Annotated in this window: 16 protein-coding genes; 10 read left to right on the top strand and 6 right to left on the bottom strand. The window is 69.5% G+C overall.

The annotated features are described in order from the left end of the window. Positions 1 to 10: 10 nt before the first annotated feature. The 6 genes from ACKI2N_RS28320 to ACKI2N_RS28295 all read left to right on the top strand — a co-directional run bounded on the left by ACKI2N_RS28320 (position 11) and on the right by ACKI2N_RS28295 (position 4,246). Positions 11 to 958 carry a FecCD family ABC transporter permease gene (locus ACKI2N_RS28320; protein WP_420995409.1) on the top strand — a complete coding sequence of 316 codons (948 nt, stop codon included), beginning with the start codon at positions 11 to 13 and terminating at the stop codon, positions 956 to 958. Between the two features lies 1 nt (position 959). After that, entirely contained in the window at positions 960 to 1,745 is a 786-nt protein-coding gene (locus ACKI2N_RS28315) for a heme ABC transporter ATP-binding protein (RefSeq protein ID WP_420995305.1), read from the top strand. Between the two features lie 132 nt (positions 1,746 to 1,877). Further along, positions 1,878 to 2,456 (top strand): A24 family peptidase, encoded by a 579-nt coding sequence (locus ACKI2N_RS28310; RefSeq protein ID WP_420995306.1) that lies wholly within the window; start codon positions 1,878 to 1,880, stop codon positions 2,454 to 2,456. An 83-nt stretch (positions 2,457 to 2,539) separates the two neighbouring features. Then, positions 2,540 to 3,055 (top strand): hypothetical protein, encoded by a 516-nt coding sequence (locus tag ACKI2N_RS28305; RefSeq protein WP_420995307.1) that lies wholly within the window; start codon positions 2,540 to 2,542, stop codon positions 3,053 to 3,055. A 153-nt stretch (positions 3,056 to 3,208) separates the two neighbouring features. Further along, entirely contained in the window at positions 3,209 to 3,799 is a 591-nt protein-coding gene (locus ACKI2N_RS28300) for a biliverdin-producing heme oxygenase (protein WP_420995308.1), read from the top strand. Positions 3,800 to 3,802: 3 nt separating this feature from the next. Further along, positions 3,803 to 4,246, top strand: coding sequence for a YbaN family protein (locus tag ACKI2N_RS28295; protein WP_420995309.1), 444 nt, complete (start codon positions 3,803 to 3,805; stop codon positions 4,244 to 4,246). Positions 4,247 to 4,328: 82 nt separating this feature from the next. Here ACKI2N_RS28295 and ACKI2N_RS28290 read toward each other — a convergent pair whose 3' ends face one another. Together ACKI2N_RS28290 and ACKI2N_RS28285 are read right to left on the bottom strand one after the other, a co-directional pair. Continuing rightward, complete coding sequence (locus tag ACKI2N_RS28290) at positions 4,329 to 5,747, bottom strand: sensor histidine kinase (RefSeq protein ID WP_420995310.1); 1,419 nt, start codon at positions 5,745 to 5,747, stop codon at positions 4,329 to 4,331. Next, positions 5,734 to 6,402 carry a response regulator transcription factor gene (locus tag ACKI2N_RS28285; RefSeq protein WP_420995311.1) on the bottom strand — a complete coding sequence of 223 codons (669 nt, stop codon included), beginning with the start codon at positions 6,400 to 6,402 and terminating at the stop codon, positions 5,734 to 5,736. The genes ACKI2N_RS28290 and ACKI2N_RS28285 overlap by 14 nt, the downstream gene beginning before the upstream one ends. A gap of 514 nt (positions 6,403 to 6,916) precedes the next feature. On the opposite strand from ACKI2N_RS28285, the gene ACKI2N_RS28280 reads away from it, so the two are divergent. The 4 genes from ACKI2N_RS28280 to ACKI2N_RS28265 all read left to right on the top strand — a co-directional run bounded on the left by ACKI2N_RS28280 (position 6,917) and on the right by ACKI2N_RS28265 (position 10,595). Further along, complete coding sequence (locus ACKI2N_RS28280; protein WP_420995312.1) at positions 6,917 to 7,324, top strand: cupin domain-containing protein; 408 nt, start codon at positions 6,917 to 6,919, stop codon at positions 7,322 to 7,324. A gap of 68 nt (positions 7,325 to 7,392) precedes the next feature. Next, a complete protein-coding gene (locus tag ACKI2N_RS28275) occupies positions 7,393 to 8,370 on the top strand; it encodes a Bug family tripartite tricarboxylate transporter substrate binding protein (RefSeq protein WP_420995313.1) in 978 nt (325 codons plus the stop codon). A 67-nt stretch (positions 8,371 to 8,437) separates the two neighbouring features. Next, a complete protein-coding gene (locus tag ACKI2N_RS28270; protein ID WP_420995314.1) occupies positions 8,438 to 9,415 on the top strand; it encodes a tripartite tricarboxylate transporter substrate binding protein in 978 nt (325 codons plus the stop codon). Positions 9,416 to 9,422: 7 nt separating this feature from the next. Beyond that, on the top strand, positions 9,423 to 10,595 hold the full coding sequence (locus tag ACKI2N_RS28265) for an acyl-CoA dehydrogenase family protein (protein ID WP_420995315.1): 1,173 nt from the start codon (positions 9,423 to 9,425) through the stop codon (positions 10,593 to 10,595). Between the two features lie 153 nt (positions 10,596 to 10,748). On the opposite strand, the gene ACKI2N_RS28260 is transcribed toward ACKI2N_RS28265, so the two are convergent. From ACKI2N_RS28260 to ACKI2N_RS28245, 4 genes are all read right to left on the bottom strand, one after another. After that, positions 10,749 to 10,907, bottom strand: coding sequence for a DUF3309 family protein (locus ACKI2N_RS28260; RefSeq protein ID WP_420995316.1), 159 nt, complete (start codon positions 10,905 to 10,907; stop codon positions 10,749 to 10,751). A 65-nt stretch (positions 10,908 to 10,972) separates the two neighbouring features. After that, positions 10,973 to 11,155, bottom strand: coding sequence for a glycine zipper 2TM domain-containing protein (locus ACKI2N_RS28255; protein ID WP_420995317.1), 183 nt, complete (start codon positions 11,153 to 11,155; stop codon positions 10,973 to 10,975). A gap of 193 nt (positions 11,156 to 11,348) precedes the next feature. Further along, the gene (locus tag ACKI2N_RS28250) at positions 11,349 to 12,209 is read right to left on the bottom strand and encodes an NAD(P)-dependent oxidoreductase (protein ID WP_420995318.1); all 861 of its coding nucleotides are present in this window, start codon (positions 12,207 to 12,209) and stop codon (positions 11,349 to 11,351) included. A gap of 192 nt (positions 12,210 to 12,401) precedes the next feature. Next, positions 12,402 to 13,496, bottom strand: a complete 1,095-nt coding sequence (locus tag ACKI2N_RS28245) for a diguanylate cyclase domain-containing protein (protein ID WP_420995319.1) — start codon at positions 13,494 to 13,496, stop codon at positions 12,402 to 12,404. Positions 13,497 to 13,726 lie beyond the last annotated feature (230 nt).

The following is a 13,726-nucleotide window of genomic DNA, read 5'->3' as shown; positions in this document are numbered from 1 at the left end:
CCTGTGCGTCATGCTGGCATTCACCGCGCTGTGGGCGGCGGCCAGCGGTGCGCTGCCGATTCCCCGCGGCCGGCTGCTGCCGCTGCTGTGGTCGTCCGCCGCGACCGGCGAGGATGCCATGTGGCGCAACGTGCTGATCCAGGTGCGCTTGCCGCGCATCGTGCTGGCCGTCACGGTGGGCGCCGCGCTGGCCTTGTCGGGGGCGGTCATGCAGGCCTTGTTCCGCAATCCGCTGGCCGAGCCGGGCCTGATCGGGATTTCGCTGGGCGGCGCGGCCGGCGCCGTGGCGGCCATCGTGCTGGGTGCGGAGGGCCTGGCCGGCGTCGCGCCGGCGGCGTTCGCGGGCAGTCTCGCGGCCACCGCGCTGGCCTATCGCCTGGGCTCGCGGCGCGGGGGCATGGCCAATCTCCTGCTGGCGGGCATCGCCATCAACGCGATCTGCGCGGCAATCGTCGGTTTTTTCACGTACCAGGCCAGCGATGTGCAGCTGCGCAACCTCACGTTCTGGAACATGGGCAGTCTCGCCGGCGCGACGTGGCCCATGCTCGCGTGGCTGGTGCCGCTGGTCGGCGTGCTGTGCGCGTTGCTGCTGCGCGACTGGCGCGCCATGAATGCCCTGCTGCTCGGTGAGCGGGAGGCCCAGCACCTGGGCTTCGACCTCAAGCGGCTGCGGCGCCGGCTGATCGTGCTGACCGCGCTGCTGGTGGGGCCCATCGTCGCCGTCACCGGCACGATTTCGTTCGTCGGCCTGGTCGTGCCGCACCTGGTACGCATGCCGCTGGGCGCCGATCACCGCTGGCTGCTGCCAAACACGCTGGCCGGCGGCGCGATCGCCATGACGCTGGCCGACTGGCTCTCGCGCATGGTGGTGATCCCCGCGGAATTGCCGATCGGCATCGTGACGAGCCTCGTGGGCGGACCGTTCCTGCTGTGGATGCTGGCGCGAAAGGGAGCATGACATGCTGGTAGCCCGGAAACTCAGTTGCAGCCGCGGCCGCCGCCAGGTGCTCTCCGGCATCGACCTGAGCCTGCCCGCGGGCGAGGTGCTCGGCGTGCTCGGCGCGAACGGCGCGGGCAAGAGCACGCTGCTGGGCGCGCTGGCCGGCGAGATCGCCGCGCCGGCCGACGCGCTGACGCTGGACGGGCGCAGCCTCGCGGACTGGCCCGTCCAGGCGCTCGCCCGGACCCGCGCCGTTCTTCCGCAGTCGCCTGGCCTGAGCTTCGACCTCGACGTGACCGAGGTGGTCGCCATGGGCGGCTATCCGTTCCCGGAGCTCGATCCTGCCGCCATCAGCGCGCTGATCCGCCGCGCGCTCGATCTGGCCGACGTGACGCACCTGGCGGGCCGCGACTATCAACGCCTGTCCGGCGGCGAGCAACAGCGTGTCCAGTTTGCCCGCACGCTGGTGCAGGTGCTGGCCTGCCGGTCGCCGGGCAGCTACCGCGCCTTGTTGCTCGACGAGCCGATCTCGAGCCTGGACCCGCGCCACCAGCTACTGATGCTCGACAGCATCAGAACGCTCAGCCGCACGGACGGCCTGGCCGCGCTCCTCGTGCTCCACGACGTCAACCTGGCCGCGCGATGGTGCGACCGGCTCCTGCTGCTGGCCGACGGCCGCGCGGTCGCGTATGGCGAACCTGCCGAGGTCCTCACGGAAAGCCATCTCGCCAGCGTCTATGGCATATCCGCCAGGGTGATGGCGTCTCCCGTGCACGCGGGCGTGCCGTTTGTGTTCTTCGGTTGACGAACGGTTGACCGACAACGGGGACAAGGACGGTGCGGCGTTACCCAAGGTGTTTTTGTCGTGCTTCTGCCGTGCTTTCGCTGTGATTTTTCCGTGACTTTTCCGTGTTCCCGCCGTGTTCCGGAGCCCCTCATGCCGCCTCGCTTTCCGCATTTGCTGCAAGACGCCATCGCGCTCGTGCCGCCTTCACTGACGTTTGCCGCCCTGGTGCTGCCGCCCGCGCTGCTCTGGGCGGTGCTGTCGGACCTGCTGTATCGCCGCATCGCCAACCGGCTGGTCCTGGCGCTCCTCGCGCTGTGGACGATCCACGCCGCGTGGCTGGCCTTCCAGGATGGGCAGGCGCTGGCCTGGCCGGAGCTCGGGCGCAGCGCGCTGGCCGCCGCGCTCGTGCTGGTCGTGGGCTATGGTCTGTTCGCCATGCGCTGGGTCGGCGCGGGCGACGTGAAGCTGGTGGCGGTGCTCTGCCTCTGGCTGGGAGGCGACGTGTCGATGTTCCTGCTGGTCACGTCACTGGCGGGCGGCGTGCTGGCACTGGGCATGCCGGTCCTGCGCAGGGTCGAGCTGTGCGTCGCGCGGCGCGTCGAGCAGCTTGGCCCGTGGCTGCGCCGGCCGCTGGCCACCCCGATGGCGCTGCGTTCCCATTCGCTGCCGGGCATTCCCTATGGCTTTGCGATTGCCGCCGGCGCGGCGTTCGTGTTGTTCCTGGGCTGACGTGATGCGCCAGCACCTTCCGGCATTGCACGTTGCCGTCCGCCGCATCGCCGCCGGGCGCGGCTTCCGTAAAGAGCGCGGCAATGCGTAACCGTCGCATGCATCGGAGCGGCAGCCGCGGCGCGGTGGCCGTCGAGGCCGCGTTCGCGCTGCCCGTCATCATTGCCGGCGCGATGATGTTCATCGAGCTCGGGAACATCGGGCTTGCCATCGCCATGGGCGGCACGGCGCTGGAGCGCGCCGTCCAGCAGTTCCACACCGATCCCGCCGAATCGCTGGAAGCGCGGCAGATGGAGCGGCGCGTGCGCATGCGCATGGCGGCCGCGGCACATGGCTATCTGGGCGACGGCGACATTGCCACCGTTGCCGTGGAGAGCTTCACGTCGCTCGATACCATCGGCGGCGGCCAGGCGGGGAAGGGCGCCGCGGCGCCCGGCCGCGCGGTGCCGGTCTGGCGCATCACGGTGGAAATCCGCAAGGACTTCATCACGCCGTTGCCGCGCCTGCTGGGCACGGGCGGTACCGCGTTCCGTTACCAGTACCAGCAGTTGCTGGGCCACCAGCTTCCCCGGACAGCCAGTCCGCCGGCCGCGCGGTGACGGCAGCCGGCCGCGCGCGCCGGCCTACATGAAGCAAGATTAACGTGTCTTGAGCGGCGCGATCACGTAAAAAGAAGGCTGGCTTACGCGTGCCGCCGCGCCCGCTATCCGCTATCCGCCACCCGCTATCTGTTCAATCCTGGAAGCATTCCCATGACCACCTCCACCGAAGCCCGTCCCATGCTGTCTGCCCGGCTCAAGCACGAGACCGCCGTCCAGCACGAGCGCATGCACGCGCTGATGGAAGCCGCCGATCCCTTTGCCAGCCGCGACGGCTACGCCCGTTTCGTTGCCGCGCAGTATCTGTTCCAGCGCGATGTGGAGCATCTGTTCGAAGACGCCGCCGTGCGCGCCGCGGTGCCGGATCTCGATGGCCGCGGCCGCGCCGCCGCGTCGCAGGCCGATCTCGCGGACCTGGAACGGGATGTGCCGCAAGCCGAAATCGCCAGCACTGGCGTCGCCATGCCCGAGGCGCTGGGCTGGCTCTACGTCTCCGAAGGCTCGACGCTCGGCGCGGCGTTCCTGTTCAAGGCCGCGCAGGAGAAGCTCGGGCTGTCCGCCGAATTCGGCGCACGCAACCTGGCCGCCTATCCCGAAGGCCGCGCCGTGGCGTGGCGGAATTTCGTGGCTGCGCTGGACAGCGATGCGCTGGACGCGCGCACGCACGACGCCGTCGTCGCGGGCGCCAATGCGGCGTACGACCGCTTTGGCCAGTTGCTTGCCGACATGTTCGAGACGGCCTGACCCGTGCGCAGGCGCAACGACGAAGCCAGGCCGGCGCGCGGCATGGCGCGGTGGGCCTGGCTGGCGCTGGCCGGTTCGAGCCTGGCCGTCGCCGTGGTCGCGCTGTTCGTGCCGGGCCTGCCGAGTACCGAGTTCGTGCTGTTGGCGGCCTGGGCCGCCACGCGCGGCTCGCCGCGGCTTGCGGCCTGGATCGAGCGGCACCGCCTGTTCGGCCCCATGCTCTATAACTGGCGCAATGGCCGCGCGGTGTCGCGCCGCGCCAAGGTGACCGCCACGCTGAGCATGAGCGCCTGCGTGGCGATCATGGCGATGTCGGTCGACGACCGGCGCTGGGTGATCGCCGCCGCGCTGGCCATGGCATGCGGGGCCTGCTGGATGTGGGGGCGTCCCGAGAAGCCCGAAGCGCCCGAGGCGCCGGTGACGCCGGTGACGCCCGGGCGCGTCTAGTGCTCCCGTCCGGGCCACCGGCGCGTCGCTCGACGGAGCGGGGGGACTGAGCTGGGGAGATGCCGCCCCCAGGGCCGGCCGCTCAGGTCCGGAGCGCGTTCTTGAGGCCGGTCTGGTCGTTCCAGTGGCGGCGGTCGAGCAGCAGCACGGCCAGCAGTCCGGCGGGACGGTTTTCCTCGAGCGAGAGCTGCGCGCCGTGAAGCCTGGCGATGGCATTGACCAGCGCCAGGCCAAGTCCGCTGCCCGATTGCGACGTGCCGCCCAGGCGGCGAAAACGTTCCACCGCCTGGCCGCGCAGCGTGGCGGGAATGCCGGGGCCGTGGTCGGCCACGCCCAGCGCGATGCCGTCGCCGCGGCGGCGCGCCAGCAATACCAGCGTTTCGCCGCCGGGCGCGTACTTGATGGCGTTTTCCAGCAGGTTCGACAACGCCTGGAACAGCAGCGCGCGGTCGCCGTAGATCTCGCGTCCCGGCTCCGCCTCGATGTGCAGCGCCATGCCCGAGACCGCCACCAGCGGCGCGTAGTATTCGGCCAGGTCGTCGAGCAGCGGACGCACCTCGAACCATTCGAACGCGTGCTCGCAGCGGCCCGCATCCACTTCGCCGATGCGCAGCACGGCGCGGACCATGCGCTGGATGCGCTCGCCTTCCTCGAGCGCGCCAAGCACGTCGTCGCGCATGGGGTCGTCGACCTTCTCGGCCAGGTTGGCGAGCTGGTTGTACATGCGCGTGAGCGGCGTGCGCAGTTCATGCGCGAGATGGCTGCTGACGCTCTTGACCTCTTCCATGAGCCGGTTCACGCGGTCGAGCACGTGGTTGATGTCCTGCCCCAGCAGGTCGAACTCGTCGCCATCGGGCCCGCACGGCACCGTCGCGCCGCGTTCCCCGGTCACGTAGCGGCGCAGCGCGCTGCGGATGCGGTCCACCCGGCGCATGCTTTGCACGCTGGTATAGAGCCCGATGGCCAGGCTCGACAACAGCACGGCGAACAGTCCTGCGCCGGCCACCAGCGGGATCACGCGCAGCCGCTCGCGCATCGGCAGGATGTCGTACCCGCTGAAAAACATGCCGCCGTCGGCCAGCGGCACCTGCACGCCAAAGAGTTGCGCGAGCTGGGCGCTGGCATCCCCGACCGTGACATTGCGCCACTGCAGCGCGCACGGCGGCTCGCATTGCAGCGCGGACCTGACCCTCGGGTCGCCGAACAGCAGCGCGCCCGAGGGCGACAGCACGAGCGACTTGTTGCCTTCGCGCTCGCGGGTGTCCTCATGCGCGAGCGCGAGCGCCAGGCCGCCCGCCTCGGCGAAGTGATGGCTGCGCTCCTGTGCGCGGACGTCGGCCAGGACCATGTCGCGCACATGGCTGTGCAGCAGCACGTCGATCTGGTGGGCGCTCAGCAATACCGTGCCGACCGCCACCAGCAGGAACAGGAACGCGACCAGCGAGGCATGGCGAAAGGTGCGGGTCTCGAGCAGATGGGCAGCGCGCTCAGCCCAGGACATAGCCGACCGCACGCACCGTGCGCAGCAGCGACCGGGGGAAATTCCGGTCGATCTTGCTGCGCAGCTTCGAGACATGGACGTCGATCAGGTTCGTCTGCGGATCGAACTGGTATCCCCAGACTTTTTCCAGCAGCATGGCGCGCGTGACCGTGCGGCCGGCATTGGTGGCCAGCACCTGCAGCAGCGCGAATTCCTTCTCGGTCAGATCGATGGCCTGGCCGCCCCGCGACACCCGCCGCTCGCGCCAGTCGATGCAGAGATCCTCGAGCCGGGTGACCCAGTCCGCGTCGTTCGGCACGGCGCGCCACTTGGCCAGGCCTTCGAGGCGCAGCAACAGCTCGGTGAAGTCGAACGGCTTTCCCAGGTAATCGCCGGCGCCGGCGCGCAGCCCTTCCACACGGTCGCTGGGCTGGTCCACCGCGGAGAGCACCATGACGGGGGGATGGGGATGATCGGCCAGCGCGCGCAGCACGCCAATGCCGTCGATGCCGGGCAGCATCCGGTCCAGCAGTACGGCGTCAAATGCCTCGGATCCGATCAGCTCGAGCGCGTGTTCGCCGGTGTCCGTCACGAGGCAGTCGTGTCCTTTCTGTTGCAGCCTGGCGCTTAGCCACTGGCTGACCCGCTGATCGTCTTCCACAATCAGAACACGCATGACCATTTTCCCCTTTCCCAATGCGCACTTGCGGCACCCACTCCAACTGACCCTTTCATCCAGCGGCTTAATGTCTTATGTACCAGCCACGCTCAATTCTACATGAGACGCATTCGCATTTGTGCGCAAACCACGACGAAACATAGGGGTACCGCCAGGGCGCCCGATCCGGACTTGCCGGCTGCATGCCGCGGACGCCGGCGCCGAGCATCATCGGTGGGAACCGGCCTTGGGCCCCCGTACGCCTGATGGGCATTATTAAGGAATTGGGCGCCGCGAAGAATTAACTTTGCTTAACGCCGCTTGATCGCGTCACGCCCGGCGCCACCGCCGGCCGGTCCGGCGCCTGTCCGGCCGGGCGATGGCGCGGGGGTGCATGCGGGTTTCCGGCAGTTGACTAAATTTTTCATGCATATAAAATTTAATTCATAAACATGAAAAATGGCATGCCTGACCGACCCCGCGCGAAACGCGCCGGGAAAACGGGAAGGCGCGGCCGGCAAGGAGACGATCGATGGCTGCATCCCCGGCGCCGCAGGCGGCGCCCACCTATTTTGTCCGCACCGAGGACGTCGCGGGCTATCACCCCGCCAACCACGTCGGCACGCTGAACCGACGCATCATCGGCCGCGAGAACGTGGGCGCCACGCAGCTGGAGGTCATCCACGGCACCATCGAGCGCGGCAAGGGCGCCTTGCCGCACGCGCACCCGGGCATCGAGCAGGTCTGCTACGTGCTGGAGGGCAGGGCGCGCGCGGAGGTCGACGGCCAGTCGCGCGAGCTCGGCCCGGGCGATTGCTGCTTTTTTCCGGCCGATGCCATGCATGTGTTTACCGTGATCAGCGACGAGCCGGTCAAGCTGCTGGTGATCTACGCCCCGCCCTACGAGGAATCGCCGCAGCGCGTGATCCGTCCGGCGTGAGCGCCGCGGCGCCCGCCCCGCGGGCGCGCCCTTGCTAGTTCGCAGTTCAAGCCTGGAAGGAGATGCAGATGACCTTGTGTTCCCGACGCCGGTGGCTGCTGTGCGCGGCGCTGTCGGCCTGCCTGCCGGCCACCGCGTGGAGCGACGCCTATCCCAGCAAGCCGATCCGCATGGTGGTGCCCTATGCGCCCGGCGGCGCGACCGACGTGGTGGCGCGGCTGGTCTCGCAGAAGCTGGCGCAGGCGCTGAAGCAGCCGGTGGTGGTGGAAAACCGGCCCGGCGCCAACGGCATCATCGGCACCGACGCGGTGGCGCGCGCCGCGCCCGACGGCTACACCATCCTGCTCAACACGGCGGGTGCGCAGACGCTCAGCCCGGTGCTCTACAAGGCTGGCTACGAGCCGCTCAAGAGCTTCGCGCCGATCAGCCTGATCAGCAGCATCGGCTTCGTGATGGTGGTGCACCCGTCGGTGCCGGCCAGGACGGTGCAGGAATTCGTGGCACTGGCGCGCGGCAAGAGCCGGCCGCTGAGCCTGTCGGCTGGCAGCAGCATGATCGAGCTGATCGGCGAGACCTTCAAGGCGACCGCCGGCACGCTGGACGTGGTCAGCGTGTCCTACCGCGGCACCGGGCCGCAGCTGCAGGCGGTGGTGGCGGGCGAGGTGGACATGACCATCGACCCGTTCAACGGCATGGCGATGATCCGCGCCGGCAAGCTGCGGCCGCTGGCGGTGCTGTCGTCCAGGCGCTCGCCCGCGCTGCCCGAGGTGCCGACCATGCAGGAGGCCGGCATCCAGGGACTGAACTTCAATTCGTGGGCGGGCCTGCTGGCGCCGGCCGGCACGCCGAAGGAGATCGTGGCGCGGCTGAACCAGGAGGTCGTGCGCATCGTCGCCGAGCCCGACATCAAGGCGAGGCTGGCCGCGATCGACTATGAAGCGGTGGGCAGCACGCCCGAGCAGTTCGCCGCCGTCATCGCCGACGATGCGGCGCGCTGGGCGCGGCTGGTCAGGGACACCAACTACAAGGACAAGACCGCGCCCTGAGCGCGGCGGCCGATTTCATGCAACCGGCGCGGCCACGGCGGCCGTCAGCCACAGGAGACAAGACGCAATGGCAATGCTTACCACGCTGCGGCGCGCGGCGCTTTCCCTCTTATCGCTGGCGCTGGCGGCGCCGTTCGCGGCCGCCGCGGACGCCTATCCCAGCAAGCCCATCCGGATGGTGGTGCCGTTCGCCGCCGGCAGCGGCACCGACGCGGTGGCGCGCATCACCGCCAAGGAGCTGGGCGACGCGCTGCGGCAGAACGTGCTGGTGGACAACCGGCCCGGCGCCAACGGCGCCATCGCGGCCGAGATCGTGGCGCAGGCGGCGCCGGACGGCTATACGCTGTTCATGACCACCAACACCACGCATTCGGCCAATCCGTCGCTGATGAAGAAGCTGCCGTACGACCCGATCCGCGACTTCACGCCGGTGGCGCGCATGGGCAACCTGCCGTTCATGCTGGTCATCAATCCCAGGCTGCCGGTGAAGACGGTGCCGGAGCTGATCGCCTACGCCCGCACCCATCCGGGCATGTCTTACGCCAGCGGCAACAGCACCGGCATCGTCTCGGGCGCGACCTTCGCCCGCCTGACCGGGCTGGACCTGCTGCACGTGCCGTACAAGAGCACGCCGCCGGCCATGACCGACGTGATCGCCGGGCAAGTGCCGATGATGTTCGTCGACGTGGCCGCGGGCATCGCCAACGTCAAGGCCGGCAAGCTGCGCGCGCTGGCGGTGACCACCGCGCAGCGCAGCCGCCTGCTGCCGGACCTGCCGCCGCTGGCCGACACGCCGGAGCTCAAGGGATTCGACATCACCTCGTGGAACGGCGTGTTCGCGCCCGCGCACGCGCCGGCCGAGGTGGTGGACAAGCTCAACCAGGCGCTGTCGCGCATCGCCGCCAGTAAGGAGGTGGCGCCGCGCTTCGAGGCGCTCGGCTTCGAGGCATTCGGGCAATCGCCCAAGCAGTTCTCCGGTTTCGTCGCCGGGGAGCTGGTCAAGTGGACCAAGCTGGTCAAGGACGCCGGCATCCAGCCGGAATGAGGCAGGCATGAATTTCGAAAGAACCCCAGAACAGCGCGCCATCGTCGAGGCGGTGGCGCAACTATGCAGCGGCTTCGGCGCCGAGTACTGGTCCGGGCTGGACGAGCAGGGCAAGTTTCCCGAAGCCTTCCACCAGGCCATGGCCCGCGCCGGCTGGCTCGGCATCGCCATGCCGGAAGCCCATGGCGGCGCCGGGCTGGGCATCACCGAGGCAGCGCTGATCATGCAGGCGGTGTCGGCCTCCGGCGCGGGCTTCTCCGGCGCGTCGGCCATCCACATGAATGTGTTCGGGCTCAACCCGGTGGTGGTGTTCGGCAGCGCGCGCCAGCAGGAGGCCGCGCTGCCGCCGCTGATCGCCGGCACGGAGAAGGCGTGCTTCGCCGTGACCGAGCCGGACGCCGGGCTCGACACCACGCACCTCAAGACCCAGGCCGTGCTGTCGGCCGACGGCACGCACTACCGCGTCGACGGCCGCAAGATCTGGATCTCCACCGCGCAGGTGGCCGACCGCATGCTGCTGCTGGCGCGCACCACGCCGCTGGACAAGGTGGCCAAGCCCACCCAGGGCCTGAGCCTGTTCTACACGGCGCTGGACCGCCAGCACATCGAAGTGCGCGAGATCCACAAGATGGGCCGCGCCGCGGTGGACTCCAACATGCTGTTCATCGACGGCCTGCGGGTGCCGGTCGAAGACCGCATCGGCGAGGAGGGGCGGGGCTTCGAATACATCCTGCACGGGCTCAACCCGGAGCGCATCCTGATCGCGGCGGAAGCGGTCGGCCTGGGCCGCGCGGCGCTGGAAGCGGCCACGCGCTATGCGAAGGAGCGCACCGTGTTCGGCCGCCCGATCGGCCAGAACCAGGGCATCCAGCATCCGCTGGCGCAGGCCTGGATGGCGCTGGAGGCGGCGGACATGATGGTGTGGAAGGCCGCGTGGCTGTACGACCAGGGCAAGCCGTGCGGCGCCGAGGCCAACACCGCCAAGTACCTGGCCGCCGAGGCGGCCCACCAGGCCTGCCAGACCGCGGTGCTCACGCTGGGCGGCATGGGCTACGCGCGCGAGTACCAGGTGGAGCGCTACCTGCGCGAATCGTATATCCCGCGCATCGCGCCGGTCAGCGCCCAGCTCATCATGTGCCATATCGCCGAGCGGGTGCTGGGTTTGCCGAAGTCGTACTGAGCGCATGGAGGGCAAGGCGACTCTTTAGCCGTTGCCGTGCAATCTGGCCCTTGGTGACGCCATTCTTTCAGCGATGAAAATAATGAAAAACGCGCCGCTGGCGACAGCGGCGCGTTGCAGGTTGCGTTGCGGGTTCGCTCCCGCCGCGGGCTCCTATAAGCGGCCCATCAGCACGAGGATCACCACGATCAGCACGACCAGGCCCAGGCCGCCGCTGGGGTAATAGCCCCAGCCGGTGCTGTACGGCCAGGTTGGCAGCGCGCCGAGCAGCAGCAGGATAAGAACGATAAGCAGGATCGTGCCGATGGCCATGATGGGCTCCTTGCGGGTTGGATTTCTGGCCGGCCCAGGCGAGAGGTGCCTGGCGCCGGACGGGCTTACTTGCCCAGTTCGTGGCCGATGACGGCGCCGCCCACGGCGCCGCCGACCGTGGCCGCGGTATTGCCGTGGGAGAGTTCATGCCCCGCCACGCCGCCGGCCACCGCGCCGGTGGCGGTGCAGCCGTTCAGGCCCATCAGCAGGGCAGCGCCCGCGGCGAGCGCGCTTGCGAGTCTCAACATGGTGGTCTCCTACATGCTTGGTTGGCGATGCGGGGCAGCGCGCGCGACGCGCTTGCCATGCTTCCAAGATAGCCGGGCAGCGCGCGGCACCCAGCGGGGCAGGCGCTGATACGGATGTAGGAATCGGACGACGCCGCGCAGGCGGCGCCGTCGGCGCGGGAGGCGCGCGCAGGGAGGGGAGGCGGGAGGTTGCCTAGCGCAGCCGCTTGATCAGGGACGAGGTATCGGCACGGCCGCAGCCGTCCTGCTGCAGGTCGGCGTAGAACTGGTCGACCACGGCGGTGACCGGCAGGCTGGCGCCGTTGCGGCGCGCTTCGTCCAGGCACAGGCCGAGGTCCTTGCGCATCCAGTCGACCGCGAAGCCGAAGTCGAACTTGTTCTCGATCATGGTCGGGCCGCGGTTCTCCAGTTGCCACGAACCGGCCGCGCCCTTGCTGATGACGTCCAGCACCACCGCCATGTCCAGCCCGGCGCGCTCGCCGAAGGCGATGGCTTCGGACAGCCCCTGCAGCAGGCCGGCGATGCAGATCTGGTTGACCATCTTGGCCAGCTGGCCGGCGCCGCTGCCGCCGATGCGCGTGACCGCGCGCGCGTAGGCGCCCAGCACGGGCTCGACGCGCTCGTACACGGCCTGGTCGGCGCCGCACATGATGGTGAGGATGCCCTTCTGCGCGCCCACTTCGCCGCCGGAGACCGGCGCATCGACGAAGTGCAGGCCGCGCTCGGCGGCGGCGGCATAGAGCTCGCGCGCCACATTGGCGCTGGCGGTGGTGTGGTCGACGAACACGCAGCCGGCCGGGGCCTGGGTGAAGGCGCCGTCGGCGCCGGTCATCACCGCGCGCAGGTCGTCGTCGTTGCCCACGCAGGCGCACACCACCTCGGCATCCCGCGCGGCCAGCGCCGGGGTGGCCGCCGATTTGCCGCCGAACTGAGCCACCCACTGCGCGGCCTTGCTGGCGGTGCGGTTGTAGACGGTGACCTGGTGGCCCTTGGCGGCGAGGTGGCCCGCCATGTGATAGCCCATGACGCCAAGGCCGATAAATGCAACACGCATGACTGGAAAGCTCCGAGACCGGCAGGCCGACGCGGTGCGGCGCTGCGCATGGTGCGGTGCGGCCGCAGCGGCCCGCACGCGCATGAAGAACCGGGCGGCAAGCCCGCCGAAGCAGCGAATGCTGCCATTCTTGCACTGCAACGTCAACCGCGCCGGCGGCGCTTTCCGGGCGGCCCGCGCGCGCGTGCGCGGTCAGGCGGGCGGCGGGCCGGCGTCCGGCGCGAAGGTGTACCGGTCCTTGCCGGCGCGCTTGGATTCGTAGAGCGCCTCGTCTGCCTTGATGAAGGCCCGCGTGAGGGTGTCGCCGCCGCCCAGGCGCGCGATGCCGATGCTGACGGTGACCGGGTGCGCCGACGGCGCCTCGCGGATGCCGCGGCATAGCAGGCCGATGCGCGCTTCGGCCTGCTCGTGCGACATGCCGGTCAGGTAGATGCCGAATTCCTCGCCGCCCAGGCGCGCGTACTGGCAGTCGGCCATGATCCGCCGGATGCCGCCGGCCACGTGCCTGAGCACTTCGTCGCCGGTGTCGTGGCCGAAGCGGTCGTTGATCTTCTTGAAGTCGTCGATGTCCACCATGGCCAGGTAGTGGTCCTGTTCGGCGCCGGCGCGCGCCAGCAGGCCGCCGGCCCTGAGCATGAAGGCGCGCCGGTTGGGGATCTCGGTCAGGGCGTCCAGGTACGCCTGCTCCAGCAGGACCCTCGACATGACGAAGTTGCGCAGCTTGGTCCGCCGCAGCGCAAGGAAGGTGTAGATGGTGACGGCGCTGAAGTAGAGCGCGTAGCAGATCACCAGGATGCCCTTGAGCTCGAGGTACTCGGCCAGCGGCAGCACCGGAAAGAGCAGCAGCCACGTGACCGCCACCACCGCGACGAAGCCGCGCGGGCTCAGTGGCAGCGTCGAGCCGCCGAACAGCACGGTCGCGCCGATCAGCAGGGCCCAGACCGGCCGCACGGCCTCGTCGATGCCGTCGAGCACCAGCCGCGCGCCCATGCAGAAGGCCAGCGCGAAGGCAAAGTTGAGGCGCTCGAAATGCCGCGCCAGCCGCACGAAGGGCACCGCGATCGTCAGCGCCGACAGCAGCGCCAGGTGCAGCACCGAATTGAGGGTGAAACCCTGGCCGCCCTTGAAGCTGACCAGCAGGTCGAACAGCAGCCACATGGCCACGCTGACCGCGAACGTCATCAGGCTGAAGCGCTGCAGCCGTTCGTATTCATGCTGGGCGAACTCCGCCTGCATTGCCGCCGGGACAGGCTTCTTGAGCAGTTCCGACTCAACGGTTCCGAACATGTTCCGATAGGCCCTTTCGATGTACCGGCGGTATGTACCAGCGGTGTACGGGGTCCGGATCGGGCAACGCGCGGGAAGCCCGGAGCCAGCGCATTCAGCGGCAATCATACAAGCTCCGCAGGGCGTTTGAGCCGGCTGTTTCTTGCCGCCGCCAGGGCGTGCCGGGCGGGCGGCGAGGCTTGGTGGCGCGGCGCTCACAGGGCCGCGCGGCGAGGTTTCCCGCGCCTTGC

Source organism: Cupriavidus sp. 30B13 (assembly GCF_049059565.2).
Lineage (GTDB): Bacteria > Pseudomonadota > Gammaproteobacteria > Burkholderiales > Burkholderiaceae > Cupriavidus.
This window is presented reverse-complemented; position numbering and strand designations above follow the sequence as displayed.